We start from the raw sequence: 18,022 nt of genomic DNA, 5'->3' as shown, positions 1-18,022 counted from the left end.
TAAAAAAATGTGTTATGGTTTTTGTATTGAGTTATTTTTAACAACATGAGATAACACAATTTGGGTTTTAGTTTCACCATATACAATAAGCTGATCTATAAAAGATTCTAAATGTTTTTGATTGCGTAAAACTACTTCCATTACAATATTTTCATTTCCTGTAATACGGTAACAATTTACAACCTCATCATACGTTTTCACTTTCTCTAAAAAGGGTTTTAATTTACCCATAAAAGCTCGCAAATTTATAATTGCTTTTAATTGGTAGCCAACATCTAATGGAGAAACCATAGTATTATAGCTTTCTATAATACCTAAATCTTCCATTTTTTTTATTCGCTCTGTTACTGCTGGAGAAGAAATACCAACTTGCCTACCAATTTCTGCACTTGACATACGTGCATTAGTTTGTAAATATTTTAAAATTTTCCAACTAAGGTTATCTAATAGCATACTAAAGCTGATTAATTAAAATTCATTAATAGTTAAATCAAATATACGATTTTACTTTAAAATCAAAAGTTTAATTTAATGTGTTGTGAGTAAATTTGAATAACCCTAGATTACTATATTAATGAATGCGCCTTTACATTTATCTGAATCGCCTGTTTACAAGAAAGCAATAGATATTTTCACATTATCTCATAATATATCTACATATTTAAATCAGGATTTAGCGCATTTATCTCACGATGGAAAAGAAGATGAAAACATTTATTTTTCGGGAGATATTATTCAACAATCGGTTTCTTTAGCGCCTCATATTTTAAAAGCTGAACAAGCACCATTTTCTGATAAAAAATATAAACACGCTACTTTAGTAAAGCAATTAACCAACAAGTTATACCGCAACTGTAAACGCCTAGAAAATTGCAATAGTAATGGAAAAGACTATTTACCTATTTTAAGAAGTGAACTTAGAAAGTTTAAAAAACTTCAGAAGACTTGGTCTTTGACTTTGTAACATTATTCTTTTGAAGTGTCATCGGTTTTAATATCAACTTCAGGAATCTCAATAGCCTTTTTAACTTCTACATAAGCTGAATTATACATAAAAGCGTCTTGGTAATTTGCTATTTTCTTATTGTATGTTTCAGATATAATTACAAATTTACATTTATTACTTACACTTTCAGACATACGTAAAACATCGTTATGATATTCGTTTCTGCTTAAAAAATCTGCATCATAAACACAAAACAATAACAATTCGCCCATATGTAAACTATTCTGATAATACAGTTTGTTTAAACGTTTTGGTGTTACTATTAAAATATCTACACCATGATAAACTTCTTCCCGTTGTTTTTCTAAATCAAATTCTTGGTAAGCTTTATAAACTCGTAAATTTGTGTGCTTTGTAAATTCTTCAAAACGTTCTGCCAAATCCCAAACTGCTTGTTTGTCTTTTACAACAATAATTGCTCTTGGAGAATCTTCGTCTTCAAAAGCCTCGCACTTTAATTTCTGTAAAACGCCCATAATTAAAGCTGTGGTTTTACCAGAACCTTTTGGTCCAATACCATAAGCACTACTTCCCGATTTGATATATGGAATTATTTGCTTTTGAATTGGCGCGTAGCTTAAAATGTTTTTAGATTCTAAAACATTTTTAATTATTGGATGAAGTTTTTTAAATGACATAGCTATAAATTTAAAAAGCACTTAAAAATTTAAGTGCTTTTATAATTTTGGTGCAAGATATAAAAATTGCGCCTATAATAAATTAATCTGTTTCTTTTCTCATTTTACTTCAAACACAATATATCTGATTTTAAAATGAATTTATATTTACATATTTCGCCTATATTGTCCACCAACTTCAAATAATGCATCTGTTATTTGTCCTAATGAACATACTTTACAAACATCCATTAAAGCTTCAAATATATTCTGATTTGTTATAGCCTTAACCTGTAAGCCTTTTAATAAATCTTTTGTATTATTAGACTTATGCAAGCTTTCTAATGTTTTAATTTGAAATTGCTTTTCTTCTTCTGTTGCTCTAATAACTTCAGCAGGAATAACGGTTGGAGAACCTTTAGAACTTAAGAATGTATTTACACCAACAATTGGAAATTCCCCATTATGCTTTAATGTTTCATAATACAAACTTTCTTCTTGGATTTTAGAACGTTGATACATTGTTTCCATAGCACCTAAAACACCACCACGTTCTGTAATTCTATCAAATTCTAATAAAACAGCTTCTTCTACTAAATCTGTTAGCTCTTCAATAATAAAAGAACCTTGAATTGGATTTTCGTTTTTATTTAAACCTAATTCTTTATTTATAATTAACTGAATTGCCATTGCTCTACGAACAGATTCCTCTGTTGGAGTTGTAATAGCTTCATCGTAAGCATTTGTGTGTAACGAGTTACAATTATCGTAGATGGCATAAAGCGCTTGTAACGTTGTTCGGATATCGTTAAAATCTATTTCTTGTGCGTGCAAACTTCTACCAGAGGTTTGAATATGGTATTTAAGCATTTGTGCTCTTGCATTTGCACCATACTTGTTTTTCATTGCTTTTGCCCAAATTTTACGAGCAACACGACCAATTACCGCATATTCTGGATCTATTCCATTTGAGAAGAAAAATGATAAGTTTGGACCGAATTTATTAATATCCATTCCACGACTTAAATAATATTCCACGTAAGTGAAACCATTAGATAATGTTAATGCCAATTGCGTAATTGGATTTGCTCCTGCTTCTGCAATATGATATCCAGAAATAGATACTGAGTAGAAATTACGCACATTGTTTTCAATAAAATATTCTTGTACATCTCCCATTAAACGTAATGCAAACTCAGTAGAAAAAATACATGTGTTTTGTGCTTGATCTTCTTTTAAAATATCTGCCTGAACTGTACCACGAACTTGTGCTATAGTATTCTTTTTTATTTCTGCATAAATAGCAGCATCCAAAACTTGATCTCCAGTTACTCCTAAAAGAAACAAACCTAAACCATCGTTTCCTTTTGGTAAGTTTCCATTATACGTTGGTCTATCTATACCTTTGTCATTGTAAATTTTAGTGATTTTTGCTTCAACTTCTTTTTCTAAACCGTTTTCTTTAATGTAAATTTCACATTGTTGGTCAATGGCAGCATTCATAAAGAATCCTAACAACATTGGTGCTGGACCATTAATTGTCATAGAAACCGAAGTTAACACATGTGCCAAATCAAAACCAGAATACAGTTTTTTAGCATCATCCAAACAGCAAATTGAAACTCCTGCATTACCAATTTTACCATAAATATCTGGCCTTAAATCTGGATCGTTTCCATAAAGCGTCACACTATCGAAAGCGGTGGATAAACGTTTTGCTGGCAAACCTGCACTTACATAATGAAAACGTCTATTTGTTCTTTCTGGTCCACCTTCACCAGCAAACATACGTGCTGGATCTTCTCCTGTACGTTTAAATGGATACAATCCTGATGTATATGGAAATTCTCCAGGGACATTTTCTTGTAAACACCATTTTAAAATATCTCCCCAAGCTTTATACTTTGGTAAAGCTACTCTTGGTATTTGTAAATGAGATAATGATTCTGAATGTGTTTCTATTTTAATTTCCTTATCTCTAACTTTAAAAGTATAGATAGGACTTTTATATTTATTTACTTTTTCGTCCCAACCAATAATCACTTCCCAGTTATAAGGATCTAAATTTAATTTTACGCGATCAAATTCAGAGACTAATAATCTTACAAAGTCTTTATTGTCTTCTGAAGTGTTCTGTACTGATTCTGAAGCTATTCCTGCTTTATCTAAAGTTAATGTTGTTTCTAAAACAGATTCTAATGTTTTATATATTCCATATAATTTCTGAGCAACTTCAACTTGAGTAGATGCAGTACTATCGTAAGCACGGTTACTCTCTGCAATTTCTGATAGATATCTTGTTCTACTTGGAGGAATTACAAAAATCTTCTCACTCATTTCCTTAGAAATCTCGAAAGTAGATTTTAAATCAGTTTCAGTTTTTTCAACCAACTTATCCATTATCGCCTTATAAAGCGTATTCATTCCTGGATCGTTAAACTGAGATGCAATAGTTCCAAAAACAGGCAAATCATCTTGATGAACATCCCAAAGATGATTATTACGCATGTATTGTTTTTTAACATCGCGTAAAGCATCTAAAGAACCTCGTTTATCAAACTTGTTTATTGCCACTAAATCAGCAAAATCTAGCATATCAATTTTTTCTAATTGCGTTGCTGCTCCAAACTCTGGCGTCATTACATATAATGCAACATCGCTGTGCTCCATTATTTCTGTGTCTGATTGTCCAATACCTGAGGTTTCTAATATAATCAAGTCAAACTCTGCAGCTTTTAAAACTTCAACTGCCTCATTTACATATTTTGATAATGCTAAATTAGATTGACGTGTAGCCAAACTACGCATATAAACACGACCATTATTAATAGCATTCATACGAATACGATCTCCTAACAATGCGCCACCTGTTTTTCGCTTAGATGGATCTACAGAGACTAAACCTATTGTCTTTTCTGGAAAATCTAATAAAAAACGTCGAACTAACTCATCTACTAAAGATGATTTTCCAGCTCCACCAGTTCCTGTAATTCCTAAAACTGGTGTTTTAGATGTTTCATTTTTTTTATGAATTTGATCTAATACATTCTTCGCTACATCAGGAAAATTTTCAGCAGAAGAAATAACACGAGCAATAGATTTAGGATTCTTTTTTGAAAGATAATCTACTTCATTATTTAATTTATCTCCAATAGCAAAATCTGATTTTTCAACCAAATCATTAATCATACCTTGAAGTCCCATAGCACGACCATCATCTGGAGAATAAATACGAGTAATTCCATAATCCATTAACTCCTTAATTTCCGAAGGAAGAATAACGCCGCCGCCGCCGCCAAAAATCTTTATATGTTCTGCGCCGCGTTCTTTAAGTAAATCATACATATACTTAAAGTATTCATTATGTCCTCCTTGATAAGAAGTTAAACAAATGGCATTAACGTCTTCTTGAATTGCTGTATTTACAACCTCTTCAACACTCCTGTCGTGACCTAAATGAATAACTTCCACTCCTGTAGATTGAATAATTCTACGCATAATATTGATTGACGCATCGTGCCCATCAAACAAAGCTGCAGCAGTTACTATTCTTACTTTATATTTAGGTTTATAAGTGTTTATTTGTTCCATTCGTAATTGAGTGTATTATTTTACGTTGCAATTTACGAATTTTGCAAAACTAATTCCCCACAAAATCTAAAATGTTATTTTACTTAAATTTAAACTAGAAGAAAACACAACATACTGTTCATTAAATGTTTTAAGTTATTAAATACTGATGTATTAATTAGATCTGATACTAAAGTAAAATCAAAAAATAATTTTATGCTATTATTTGAAGCTTACAATACTAACTTAACTCTTATATTTGCATAAAAATTATAATATTATGTTGAAGAAATTAAGTTTAGTTTTAGTTTTAGTCGTTTTCACTTCTTGTAACGAGCTACAACAAGTTGTTAATAACCTTCCAACAGGAACAAGTGGAATTGGTCTTTCTCAGTTAGATATGGCTAACGGATTAAAAGAAGCCTTAGATTTAGGGATTGACAAACAAGTTTCAAAATTAACAGCTAAAGATGGCTTTTTTAGAAATGAATTAGTAAAAATATTATTACCTGAAGAATTACAGAAAGTAGATAAAGGCTTAAGAGATATTGGTTTAGGCAACTTAGCAGACGAAGGGTTAAAAGTTCTAAACAGAGCTGCCGAAGATGCTGTAGGACAAGCAACTCCAATTTTTATAAATGCAGTTAAAAACATAAACTTTAATGATGCAAAAGGCATCTTACTAGGAAATGATAATGCTGCAACTACTTACTTAAAAACAAATACAGAAAGTGCATTATTTACAAGCTTTGAACCCGTAATTAAAAATTCTTTTGAAAAAGTTGGAGCAGATCAAATTTGGAATAATTTAATTACAAAATATAATGCTATTCCTTTTACAAATAATGTTAATCCTGATTTAACAAACTACGTTACTGGCGAGGCGCTGAAAGGTGTATATAAAATGATTGCTATAGAAGAAAAAGAAATTAGAACAAAAGTAAGCTCAAGAGCTACAGATCTATTAAAGAAAGTATTTGCTTTACAGGATTAAATCTTTCTTATATTAATTAAACCTTAAAGCTATTTAGTCATCTAAATAGCTTTTTTTGTTAAAATTCAAAAATAACTTCTTTTTAAAAACCTATATATCAAACAATTAACTATATTTAAATTAGCAAACAACTAATACTATGAATAACCCACAGAAAATTGTACGCTATAAAGAACAACTTAAAGACAAATACAAAGTTCTAATTGAACAGGCTTACAACTTTAAACAAACTGACTCTGGTTTAAGCGATTTTTTTGAATACAAAGCCATTAAAACCTTAAATAAACTAAATAGATTAAATTACCTAGAGCCTAACTCTTAAATCTTTAAAGTAGTCAAATGCTTTTAAAAGCCTAGTTCCATACCAGGAAAACAATTCTCCATCTACAAGAATAGTTTTTGCATAATCTGTATACTTTTTTAATTCTAAAGCATGTTCGTCTTTAAACGGATAAGGCTCACTAGACAATAGAATAACTTCCGGATCACCTTCTTGTTGAATTTTAGTAATATCAACTTCTGGATAACGTTCTAAGTTTGCGTAAACATTTTCAAACTTATTAAGTTTCAACATATAGTTTATAAATGTAGTATTGGCAGCAACCATCCAGGGATTTCGCCAAATAAAATAAGCCACTTTTATTGTTTCTTTATCTTTTATAAAACTTTCAAAGTCAGATTTAAGAAATCCAATCTTATCTACAATAATTTTAGCTTCGGCTCTTTTATTAAAAATATCACCATAAAAACTTATAAGTTCTAAAGTGTCTTTAATTGTATATAAATCTGAAACATGTACTTTGCAAATTTCCTGACAAGCCTCAACAATGTCTTTAGTATTTTCTTCTTTATTACAAAGAATAATATCGGGTTTTAGAGCTTTAATTTTTTCAAGTTTAATTTGCTTTGTTCCTCCAACGCTTACTTTTGTAGATTTATAATGAAGCGGATGAACACAAAATTTAGTAACTCCAACAATTTGATCTTCAAGACCTAGATCATGAAGTAATTCGGTTTGCGATGGTACTAAACTAACAATTCGCATCCCAACTTATTTTGAAAGAATCTCTGCCATTTGTTTTTGCAGTTCTTCAGCTTTAAACGCAGCAGAATTTGCAAAACCAGCATCTTTAGATGCATAAATAATTCCTCTTGAAGAATTAATTAATAGACCAATATCTTTATTTAATCCGTATTTACAAACATCTTGTAAATTCCCGCCTTGTGCTCCTACTCCAGGAACTAGCAAAAAACTATTTGGAACAATACTTCTAATTTCTTTAAAATATTCTGCCTTTGTGGCTCCAACTACATACATTAAATTTTCGCTATTTACCCAAGACTTAGACGTTTCTAAAACCATTTTATACAACTCTTTTCCTTCAACATCTTTAGTCTGAAAATCAAAAGCTCCTTGATTTGACGTTAATGCCAGCATAATTGTATGCTTATTTTTAAAAGCCAAAAAAGGCTCTACAGAATCTTTTCCCATATACGGCGCAACTGTAACACTATCGAACGCTAAATCTTCAAAAAAAGCTTTAGCATACATTGTGCTAGTATTTCCAATATCGCCACGTTTAGCATCTGCTATTGTATAAATTTCGGGATAATTTTTGTTTAAGTATTTAATAGTCTTTTCTAAAGATTTCCATCCTTTTAAACCATAAGCTTCATAAAAAGCAGTGTTTGGCTTGTACGACACACATAAATGATGTGTAGCATCTATAATAGCTTTATTAAATGCAAAAATAGGATCTTCTTCTTGTAATAAATACGATGGAATTTTATCTAAATCAACATCTAAACCAATACATAAAAATGATTGCTTTTTTTTAATTTGATTTACTAATGCTTCTGTTGTCATTCTAATAAGATATTAAAAAAAGCCTCAATTTAAGAGGCTTTAATTTTATAACACATTATCGTTAGCTTTTAATTTCTCAGTATTATCAGCTAATTGTAATTCGTCTATTATTTTTTGAATATCGCCATTTACAATATTTGGTAAGTCGTAAAGCGTTAATCCTATTCTATGATCTGTAACACGACCTTGAGGATAATTATAAGTTCTAATTTTAGCACTTCTATCTCCAGAAGTTACTTGAGAACCTCTAATAGCAGCATCTTCTTCTTGTTTTTTAGCCAATTCTAAATCGTATAACCTAGAACGTAATACTTTAAATGCTTTTTCTTTATTCTTATGTTGTGATTTTTGATCTTGACATTGCGCAACTAAACCTGTTGGCTCATGTGTCAAACGAACCGCAGAATACGTTGTGTTAACTGATTGTCCTCCAGGACCTGAAGAACAGAAGAAATCTATTCTTACATCTTTAGGGTTTATTTCAACATCAAACTCTTCTGCTTCTGGAAAAACCATACAAGTTGCTGCACTAGTATGAACTCTTCCTTGAGTTTCTGTTTGCGGCACACGTTGTACACGATGTACTCCAGCCTCAAATTTTAAAATTCCATAAACATCTTCTCCAGAAACTTCAAATTGAATTTCTTTAAACCCGCCATTTGTTCCTTCACTAAAATCTACTGTATCTACTTTCCAACCTTTACTTTGGCAATACTTACTGTACATTCTAAATAAATCTCCCGCAAAAATACTAGCTTCATCTCCACCAGTTCCGGCACGTAATTCCACAACTGCATTTTTAGCATCTGTAGGATCTTTTGGAATTAGCATGAACCGAATTTCTTCATCTAAACTAGAAATAGCTTCTTTAGCTTCGTCGTATTGCATTTTAGCCATATCTACCATTTCAGCATCACTTCCATCTGCAAGAATTTCTTCAGCTTCAGCTAAATTATTAGTGGCTTCAATATAATCTTCACGCTTTTTCATTAAAGCATTCAAATCTTTATATTCTCTATTTAATTGAACGTAACGTTTTTGATCTGTAATAATATCTGGCTGAATGATTAAATCACTTACCTCATCAAAACGCTGTTTAACTATTTGTAATTTCTCTAACATGTAGTTATAATATTGAAACGTAAAAATACGATAATTTATTAATCTGACTAAATGAAAAAAGGCTTAACCTTAATTTAAATTAAGGTTAAGCCTTTTTCTTATTAATCTTTATTATTTTTCTTAGTTACACTTAATAATTAAACGTTCCAAATTCGCTTTCTATAGTCAGTTTTTTAGTTTCAGACGCTTCTACTCTACCAATAATTTGAGCGTTTACATTGTACGATTTAGAAATTGAAATAATATCTTCTGCAACTTCTGGAGATACATATAATTCCATTCTATGTCCACAGTTAAATACTTGATACATTTCTTTCCAATCTGTTTTAGACTGTTCTTGTATTAATTTGAATAATGGAGGAACATTAAACATATTATCTTTTATAATATGTAAATTATCTACAAAATGAAGTATTTTAGTTTGTGCACCACCAGAACAATGTACCATCCCATGAACTGTATCGCTTTTAAACTTAGATAAAATTTCTTTTATAATTGGTGCGTAAGTTCTTGTTGGAGATAACACCAATTGACCCGCATCTATTGGTGAATCTTCGACTGAATCTGTTAATTTTACTTTTCCAGAATACACTAAATCTTCTGGAACAGCAGCATCAAAACTCTCAGGATATTTTTTAGCTAAATATTTATCGAAAACATCATGTCTAGCAGACGTTAATCCGTTAGAACCCATTCCACCATTATAAGATGTTTCGTAATTAGCTTGACCAAAACTTTCTAAACCAACAATAACATCTCCAGGTTTAATATTTGCATTATCTATAACATCAGCACGTTTCATTCTTGCTGTAACTGTAGAATCTACAATAATAGTACGAACTAAATCTCCAACATCTGCCGTTTCTCCACCTGTAGAATGTATAGTTACACCAAACGCTTTTAAATCTTGAATTAATTCTTCTGTACCGTTAATAATTGCAGAAAGAACTTCGCCAGTAATTACACTTTTATTGCGTCCAATAGTAGAAGACAACATGATATTGTCTGTTGCTCCAACACATAACAAATCGTCTATATTCATTATTAATGCATCTTGAGCTATACCTTTCCAAACAGATAAATCTCCTGTTTCTTTCCAGTACATATAAGCTAAAGACGATTTTGTCCCTGCGCCATCTGCATGCATAATTAAGCAATAATCTTCATCGTTAGTCAAGTAATCTGGTACGATTTTACAAAACGACTTTGGAAACAAACCTTTATCTATGTTCTTTATAGCATTGTGAACATCTTCTTTAGAAGCTGAAACACCACGTTGTGCATATCGTTTACTAATTTCTTGACTCATAACGGTAGATTTTAAAGTGCAAATATATTTATTCTTATTAAAACTCGAAGCTTTTATTTGGTATATAATAACTCACGATATTTTGGTATAGTCCACAATTTATCGTCCACGATTAATTCCAACTTATCTGAGTGATATCTTATGTCTTCAAAACGAGTTCTTACAGAATTACAGTACATAATAGCTTTATTTTGAAGACTTTCTACCGCATTTGCTTTTTTCCTTGCTTGAACCATAATATCCATTTCGGTTTTAACCACACGTAAATGATTAGATATTGATGCAATTAATTCTAATTGAGATTTTGCGTGTAACTGATAATCTTCTGGAAATATTAATTGCAAATCCTTTACATTCTTTAGCAATTGATTTTGATACGTAACTGCTGAAGGAATAATATGATTTAAAACTAACTCAGACAAAACACGACCTTCAATTTGAAGACGTTTTACATAATCTTTTAAATCTATTTCTAAACGTGCCTTAATTTCTTGCTCTGTCATAACATTTAAACTTTCAAACAAGGAAATATACTTAGGCAATAAGATGGCTTTTAAAGCTTCTGGCGTATTAGTAGAATTACTTAATTTACGTTTCTTGGCTTCTTTTTCCCAATTTTCGTTATAGCTATTCCCATCATATAAGATAGGTTTACAGTCGTTAATATAATCTCTAAGTACATTAAAAATAGCATCATCCTTTGGTAAATCTTGTTTTTCTATTAAAAGATCAACCTCAGCTTTAAAATCGATTAATTGCTTTGCTACAATAGTATTTAAAACCATCATTGGATTAGAGCAACTAGCCTTAGAACCTACAGCTCTAAATTCAAATTTATTTCCTGTAAAAGCAAATGGTGATGTTCTGTTTCTATCTGTATTATCTAATAAAATCTCTGGGATTTTACCAATAACATTTAATTTTAAATCGGTTTTTTCTTCAGGAGACAGTTTTCCTTTAGTTACTTTTTCTAACTGCAGAAGTACTTTTGTTAGTTTTTCACCTATAAAAACAGAAATTATATTTGGTGGCGCATCATTAGTTCCCAGTCGTAAATCGTTACTTGCAGATGCTATAGAAGCTCTTAATAAAGATTCATAATCTCTCACTGCTTTTATGGTATTAATAAAAAATGTCAAAAACTGAAGATTTCCCATTGGTGTTTTTCCAGGTTTCAATAAATTAATTCCTGTATTTGTAGACAAACTCCAATTGTTATGTTTTCCAGAACCATTTAAATGTTCAAAAGGTTTTTCATGAAATAAGACTTTAAAAAAGTGACGTTCTGCAACCTTATCCATTACATCCATAACTAAAGCGTTGTGGTCTACAGACAGATTAGCTTCTTCAAAAATTGGTGCTAATTCAAATTGATTTGGTGCAGATTCATTATGTCTTGTTTTTACTGGAACTCCTAAAGCAATGCATTGATCTTCTAAATCTCTTAGAAATGACATAACTCGATTTGGAATAGTTCCAAAGTAATTATCGTTAATTTGATAATCTTTTGCTGCTGATTGTCCAACTAAAGTCCTACCTGTTAATAATAAATCTGGTCTAGCATTCACTAAAGCTCGATCTATTAAATAGAATTCCTGTTCCCAACCTAGAAATGCTTCAACTCTTTTTACATTTTTATCGAAATACTTACAAACTGCAACAGAAGCTTCATCTACTCGATGAATAGATCGTAACAATGGTGTTTTATAATCTAATGCTTCTCCCGTATAGGACACAAAAATTGTAGGAATACATAAAGTAGTTCCATATATAAATGCTGGCGATGATGGATCCCAAGCCGAATAACCTCTTGCTTCAAACGTATTCCTAACACTTCCGCTAGGATAACTTGATGCTTCTGGCTCTTGTTGTATTAACTGAATACCTTCAAACTGTTCTATAGCCAATCCACTATCCAAAATTTGAAGAAATGCATCGTGTTTTTCAGCAGTTGCTCCTGTTAAAGATTGAAACCAATGTGTATAATGTGTAACACCTTTAGAAATAGCCCATTCTTTCATTCCTAAAGCTATTAAATCCGCAGTACTTTCTTTGATTGTCTTTCTGCTTTTAATTGCTTCTAAAACTTCTTCTACCGCATTTGCTGTTACATATTGGCGCATAGTATTAAAGTTGAATACTTTTTTACCAAAATGTTCCGAACGTTTTTTTAACGACTTTACGTTTATTGCTTCTCGTTTTAAAACTCTTTCTATCGCATTGAACCTAAAATTAGTCATACCCTAAAAATTTACCCCAAAATTAACTAAAATCACCAATAAAAATATATTTACCCCCTTTTTTTAACAGCAAAACACCAATTCTTACAATTAAACACAAAAAACACCCTATTTCAATAAGGGTTTTATTATTTGATATATCTTTGCAAAGAATTTAAATATAAATACATAACGTATTATGGCTAAAACTAAATTAGAGTATATCTGGTTAGACGGTTACAAACCGACACAAAACATGAGAAGCAAAACTAAAGTTGTAAATGACTTTAGCGGAAACTTAGAAGATTGCCCAATGTGGTCTTTTGATGGTAGCTCGACAAAACAAGCTACAGGTGATAATTCTGATTGCTTATTAAAACCTGTTGCTATTTATCCTGATCCTGAACGCAGAGATGCTTTTTTGGTAATGACAGAGGTTTTAAATGCTGATGGAACTCCACACGTTTCTAACGGAAGAGCTGGAATTGATGACGATGACAATGATTTCTGGTTTGGTTTTGAGCAAGAATACTTTATTATGGATAAAGAAACTCTATTACCATTAGGTTTCCCTATTGGTGGTTATCCTGCTCCACAAGGAATGTATTATTGTTCTGTTGGAGGAAGAAACACACATGGTAGAGATTTAGTTGAAGAACATGCTGATCTATGTATTGATGCAGGTTTAAATTTTGAAGGAATTAACCAAGAAGTTGCTTCTGGTCAATGGGAATACCAATTATTTGCTAAAGGTGCAAAAATTGCTGGAGACGAAATTTGGATCTCTCGCTACCTATTAGATCGTTTAACTGAAAAGTATGGCTACTATATAGAGTATCACCCAAAACCATTAGGTGATACAGACTGGAATGGTTCTGGTATGCACGCAAACTTCTCTAACACCACATTAAGAACTTGTGGTTCTAAAGAAACATATGAGAAAATCTGTGAAGCTTTTAGACCAAAAGTAAAAGAGCATATTGAAATTTATGGTGAATTTAACGACCAGCGCTTAACAGGAAAACACGAAACTGCCTCTATAAACGACTTTAGTTTTGGTGTTTCTGATCGTGGCGCATCTATTAGAATTCCAATTATTACAGTAGAGCAAGGCTGGAAAGGTTGGCTAGAAGATAGAAGACCAGCTTCTAACGCAGATCCATACAAAGTTGCAGGTAGAATTATTGAAACCGTAAAATCAGCTAAAATTAGTTAAGCTAATTTTAGTAATTACATAAATAACAAAAGCGTTATTAAACTTTGAGTTTAGTGGCGCTTTTCTGTTAACTGTTAATATTCAAAATGTTCCTAATTATCAACCTACCTTCTTACTAGATATAAAACACATATAGTAGAACCAAATTCAACATAACCAATTCCAAGTTTAATTATTAATTTGTTTTTTAATAAATAAACCCTCGGATATTAAGTTAAAGTAACATAAACAAATCCTACATATACAGCTAAAAGAATAACACCATCTTTCCAATTCAACCTTAAACCTTTAGGGATAAACACAAGTGGTAAAACTAAAAATGAGATTGCTAACATCCATAACATATCATTTGACAACAATCTATTATCTATAACATTTATAGGTGTAATCATAGATGTTATACCTAAAACAGCTAGAATATTAAATACATTTGATCCAATTAAATTACCTAAAGAAATAGCTTTTTCTTTTTTAATTACCGCTATAATAGAAGCCGCAAGTTCAGGAATACTTGTCCCAACAGAAACAACAGTTACCGCTATAACTCTTTCACTTACTCCAAAAGCTGACGCTAAAGCTGTAGCTCCTGTTATTAAAAACTCAGAACCAGCCCATAAACCTAAACCTCCTAAAGACAAAAACAAAACCACCTTATAAAGTGGTAAATCTTCATCATCTTCTGGCATTTCATCTACAACAGCAGTTTTTTGAAATTTTAAAAGATATATTAGAAATATTATTAAAAATGAAAACAGAATTACGCCTTCATAAAACTCAATTCTATTATCGAAAGCAATAAAAACGTAAAACATTAATGATGCAATCATCATAACTGGCCAATCAGTTTTGTAAAAACTTTTTTGCACATCCATTTTCCCTAACAACAAGGTTATCCCTAACACCAAACCTAAATTCGCAATATTAGAGCCAACCACATTACCCAAAGCCAAATCTGGAGAACCGCTTAAAGCAGCATTAATACTGACAATTAATTCTGGTGCAGACGTTGCAAAAGACACAACCGTCATACCTATTACAATTTTTGGAATGTTTAACTTTAAAGACAATCCTACAGCTGCTTTTAACAACCAATTACCTCCAAGAATTAAACAAACTAATCCACCAATAATATATACAAAATTCATTTTTTTTATTTTTTAAAAATAGAATTACATAACGTTTTAATTGACGATCATCTTCTTAACAGTTATTTTATCTTCTTGTTGTATTTTTAGTAAATACATACCCGCTTTTAAATTATGATTAAACACTTCATCTTTTAATATCATTTTTGGCACTAATTGTTTTCCTTGAACATCGAAAATTTCAATACTACTTTTATCTTTTAAGCCTTTAATTCTAATTTGATTCGTTGATGGATTAGGATAGATTTCAATTTTTTCAGTATTAAATTCAGCACTACTTAAAGAATTATTCCATTGTTGCCCTACCTGTGTTCCCCATATATACTCCACTAAATCTGGCATATCTATTAATGGATTTCTATTAAATTGCCATGTATAAACCACATTGTTTCTGTTCATTTCAAAATCATCTGGCGGATCATTTCTATGCCAATCTAAAAGTGTTGCTAAATCACCCATTTGCCCATCTACAGATGGAAAACCGTTTTCGATACTCAAACCATTATATCTTAATTGAAGAAACAAAACACTTCTTGCAACATCTCCTTTAAAACTACCTTGATTTCCAATAGGACCATTATATTCTCCGTAATGCTGATTACCACGACTACTGTTTTCGGGTCCATCTGCAGCTCTTAGAGCATGTGCATCGCTATTCCCATGACGCAAAGAATCTGCTTTTGTTGCCCAAAATATATCTTTTCCATCGCGAGTTTCATCTGCTTCAATACTGTAATAATCTGCTAAAGAACGTGGGAATGTATGTTCTCTATTCCATTTCCCTGTATTAGTAGATCCTGTTTGATAATCCAAAATTGGTCTACTTTCTTCAGAATACACCAGCCAAACCTTATTACTGTGTTCTGGACTTTTATCTGCTTCTTCTAAGATATCTATAACATCATTATAGGTTTGAGCTCTTACAATTGATGGATTAGCTATTATATCTTGAATTGCCTGTTCTAAAACTGCCCCAGACAAACCGTCTAGTGAATCATAATAACCAACTGGTTGAGTTGATGTTACATTTCCATAAGTTGGGTTTAATGGAGTTCCATATGGTGCAACTGTAAAATCATTATCTACAACTCTTACGTCTATAAAATCGTTATATGGAATTAATGGCGATTGTAAATTACTGTATTTTATTTCTAGAACCTCATCTCCTTCATCTAAAACATCATCAACAAGTGTAATTGACGTGGAAACAGATGTATCACCCATTAAAATCTCTAAACTTGTAGTATTACCAGTAAAATCAGAAGTATTAAATGTTCCATTATCTAAAATTACATCAAACGTATAATTTGCATCTACCGGGTTTTGAGAAGTAAAAGTAATATCAAACGTATCTCCTTCATTATACTGTGTTAAGGTTGTTGATATCTCTAATGCATTAAGAATAACTCCTGAACCATCGTTTTCTTGTCTTGGTGTCGGTATTGCTGCTAGGAAACTTTCTGCTCCCATTCCATCTACATATCGTTGAATACTTTTTGGGTTAGCATCGGTTCCATTATCATTATATTGAGTTGTTTCACCTAAAAGCGTAAGTAAACCTGTATCTACAGCTTCTCCAGTTGCATAAACCATTGCATCCATTAAGTTTGTTGTTGTAGCCAAAGTTCCATTAGGAAAATCAAAAAAACTTCCTGTATACAAACCAACAGCATCTGCTCCATTTTGAAAAACACTTTCTGAAATTATCATCTGTGGTAATGGGTTTAATTTATCACTTGCAACAACAAACAAGCCATTTACATCGGTAATTCCACCATCTAAATCTATAGTATAATAACTTGAGTCTGCTCCAGACGAAGATCCATTAAAAAATACCAACACTAAACCATCTAAAGCATAGTTAGGCGTAATAGATTTTAACTCAATAAATTCTTTATCGTCAAAACCTGGACTATCACAATCTAATTCATTTATAACTACTTGTGAAAAAGTAACACTTGTAATTAACAAAAAGAATATTAGTACATTTAATTTCATTCTAAAAAAATTTTAACAAATATAGATTAAATCTTTAGGTAATTTTACTAGTTAGAAATTAGATATAAACATTTTAAAAACTTTAACATAACTAAGTTAAAAGTTAGTTAGTTATTTATTTATGTCTATATGTTATTTCATTTTGTTAACTATTTTTGACAAAATGAAATCTGTATTCTATTTCTAAAATAAAAAACATGAAAAACCACATATTTAAAGCTCTAGCTAAATTTAATAAAATTTGTTTACCTAGCTATTCTAAACAACAACTTGACCTTACCAAAGCAACCAAGCTACAATTAGCGATAATTGGCTGGAGAGCCTATGTAACTATGCAAAGCTTAGATTAATACTTAAAAAGTGAATCTAATAAAACATTCTCTAATTTTTCTTTTCCTTTTAAAAATTCAATTTCTATTAAGAAATTATAAGCTACAACTTTGCCCTCTAGTCTATTTATTAGTTTAGTTACCGCATTTACGGTTCCACCAGTTGCTAATACATCGTCATGAACTAAAACCAAATCGCCTTTAGAAATAGCGTCTTCGTGAATTTCTAATCTATCCTGACCATATTCTAAACTATAGGATTCTGAAATTGTTTTTCCCGGAAGCTTTCCAGATTTTCTAACTGGCACAAATGGTATATTTAATTTTTGAGCTAATAAAATTCCAAAGAAAAAACCACGCGCTTCAATTGCCACAATTTTATCTATCCTAAGATTATCAATTCTAAGCGCAAATTCATCAACACAAAATCTAACTGCTTCTGGATTCGCTAATAAAGGCGTAATATCTTTAAATACTATTCCTGGTTTTGGAAAATCTTTTATATCCCTAATTAAATACTCTATTTCTTTCATAACATTAAAAATAAATAATTTAATTGTAATACTTTGCTAATACCATAAAAAGAAATATATTTGCACTCTCAAAATGGCCTCGTAGCATAACTGAATA

Annotated in this window: 16 protein-coding genes; 5 read left to right on the top strand and 11 right to left on the bottom strand. The window is 31.1% G+C overall.

All coding sequences use genetic code 11. The features are described 5' to 3' along the window. Positions 1–12 precede the first annotated feature (12 nt). Positions 13–453, bottom strand: coding sequence for an Lrp/AsnC family transcriptional regulator (locus ACFDSN_RS06020; protein WP_375238937.1), 441 nt, complete (start codon positions 451–453; stop codon positions 13–15). A 121-nt stretch (positions 454–574) separates the two neighbouring features. On the opposite strand from ACFDSN_RS06020, the gene ACFDSN_RS06015 reads away from it, so the two are divergent. Continuing rightward, the gene (locus tag ACFDSN_RS06015) at positions 575–964 is read left to right on the top strand and encodes a hypothetical protein (RefSeq protein ID WP_375238936.1); all 390 of its coding nucleotides are present in this window, start codon (positions 575–577) and stop codon (positions 962–964) included. Positions 965–966: 2 nt separating this feature from the next. Here the strand turns inward: ACFDSN_RS06015 and ACFDSN_RS06010 are convergent, their stop codons facing one another. Together ACFDSN_RS06010 and ACFDSN_RS06005 are read right to left on the bottom strand one after the other, a co-directional pair. Continuing rightward, a complete protein-coding gene (locus ACFDSN_RS06010) occupies positions 967–1,644 on the bottom strand; it encodes a DEAD/DEAH box helicase (RefSeq protein ID WP_375238935.1) in 678 nt (225 codons plus the stop codon). Between the two features lie 147 nt (positions 1,645–1,791). Next, a complete protein-coding gene (locus ACFDSN_RS06005; RefSeq protein WP_375238934.1) occupies positions 1,792–5,214 on the bottom strand; it encodes a methylmalonyl-CoA mutase family protein in 3,423 nt (1,140 codons plus the stop codon). A gap of 259 nt (positions 5,215–5,473) precedes the next feature. On the opposite strand from ACFDSN_RS06005, the gene ACFDSN_RS06000 reads away from it, so the two are divergent. Next, positions 5,474–6,187 (top strand): DUF4197 domain-containing protein, encoded by a 714-nt coding sequence (locus ACFDSN_RS06000; RefSeq protein WP_375238933.1) that lies wholly within the window; start codon positions 5,474–5,476, stop codon positions 6,185–6,187. 139 nt (positions 6,188–6,326) lie between these two features. Continuing rightward, positions 6,327–6,509 carry a Lacal_2735 family protein gene (locus ACFDSN_RS05995; RefSeq protein ID WP_375238932.1) on the top strand — a complete coding sequence of 61 codons (183 nt, stop codon included), beginning with the start codon at positions 6,327–6,329 and terminating at the stop codon, positions 6,507–6,509. Here ACFDSN_RS05995 and ACFDSN_RS05990 read toward each other — a convergent pair. From ACFDSN_RS05990 to ACFDSN_RS05970, 5 genes are all read right to left on the bottom strand, one after another. Continuing rightward, the gene (locus ACFDSN_RS05990) at positions 6,492–7,232 is read right to left on the bottom strand and encodes an ABC transporter substrate-binding protein (RefSeq protein WP_375238931.1); all 741 of its coding nucleotides are present in this window, start codon (positions 7,230–7,232) and stop codon (positions 6,492–6,494) included. The two genes, ACFDSN_RS05995 and ACFDSN_RS05990, sit on opposite strands and share 18 nt — an antisense overlap. A 6-nt stretch (positions 7,233–7,238) precedes the next feature. Continuing rightward, the gene (gene pyrF / locus ACFDSN_RS05985; RefSeq protein WP_375238930.1) at positions 7,239–8,054 is read right to left on the bottom strand and encodes an orotidine-5'-phosphate decarboxylase; all 816 of its coding nucleotides are present in this window, start codon (positions 8,052–8,054) and stop codon (positions 7,239–7,241) included. Between the two features lie 45 nt (positions 8,055–8,099). Further along, a complete protein-coding gene (prfA, locus tag ACFDSN_RS05980; protein ID WP_375238929.1) occupies positions 8,100–9,176 on the bottom strand; it encodes a peptide chain release factor 1 in 1,077 nt (358 codons plus the stop codon). Between the two features lie 130 nt (positions 9,177–9,306). After that, positions 9,307–10,485 (bottom strand): AIR synthase related protein, encoded by a 1,179-nt coding sequence (locus tag ACFDSN_RS05975; RefSeq protein WP_375238928.1) that lies wholly within the window; start codon positions 10,483–10,485, stop codon positions 9,307–9,309. A 53-nt stretch (positions 10,486–10,538) separates the two neighbouring features. Then, entirely contained in the window at positions 10,539–12,725 is a 2,187-nt protein-coding gene (locus ACFDSN_RS05970) for a glutamine synthetase III (RefSeq protein ID WP_375238927.1), read from the bottom strand. Between the two features lie 178 nt (positions 12,726–12,903). On the opposite strand from ACFDSN_RS05970, the gene ACFDSN_RS05965 reads away from it, so the two are divergent. Next, positions 12,904–13,920, top strand: a complete 1,017-nt coding sequence (locus tag ACFDSN_RS05965; RefSeq protein ID WP_375238926.1) for a glutamine synthetase beta-grasp domain-containing protein — start codon at positions 12,904–12,906, stop codon at positions 13,918–13,920. Between the two features lie 209 nt (positions 13,921–14,129). On the opposite strand, the gene ACFDSN_RS05960 is transcribed toward ACFDSN_RS05965, so the two are convergent. Next, on the bottom strand, positions 14,130–15,065 hold the full coding sequence (locus ACFDSN_RS05960) for a calcium/sodium antiporter (protein WP_375238925.1): 936 nt from the start codon (positions 15,063–15,065) through the stop codon (positions 14,130–14,132). A gap of 36 nt (positions 15,066–15,101) precedes the next feature. Next, positions 15,102–17,063 (bottom strand): endonuclease, encoded by a 1,962-nt coding sequence (locus ACFDSN_RS05955; RefSeq protein ID WP_375238924.1) that lies wholly within the window; start codon positions 17,061–17,063, stop codon positions 15,102–15,104. Between the two features lie 197 nt (positions 17,064–17,260). Between ACFDSN_RS05955 and ACFDSN_RS05950 the strand changes: the two genes are divergently transcribed. After that, positions 17,261–17,413, top strand: a complete 153-nt coding sequence (locus ACFDSN_RS05950) for an SsrA-binding protein (RefSeq protein ID WP_375238923.1) — start codon at positions 17,261–17,263, stop codon at positions 17,411–17,413. Here ACFDSN_RS05950 and ACFDSN_RS05945 read toward each other — a convergent pair. Next, positions 17,410–17,925, bottom strand: coding sequence for an adenine phosphoribosyltransferase (locus tag ACFDSN_RS05945; protein ID WP_375238922.1), 516 nt, complete (start codon positions 17,923–17,925; stop codon positions 17,410–17,412). The two genes, ACFDSN_RS05950 and ACFDSN_RS05945, sit on opposite strands and share 4 nt — an antisense overlap. Positions 17,926–18,022: the final 97 nt, after the last annotated feature.

This window comes from Aurantibacter sp., from assembly GCF_042094015.1.
In the GTDB taxonomy this organism is placed as follows: Bacteria; Bacteroidota; Bacteroidia; order Flavobacteriales; family Flavobacteriaceae; genus Aurantibacter.
This window is presented reverse-complemented; position numbering and strand designations above follow the sequence as displayed.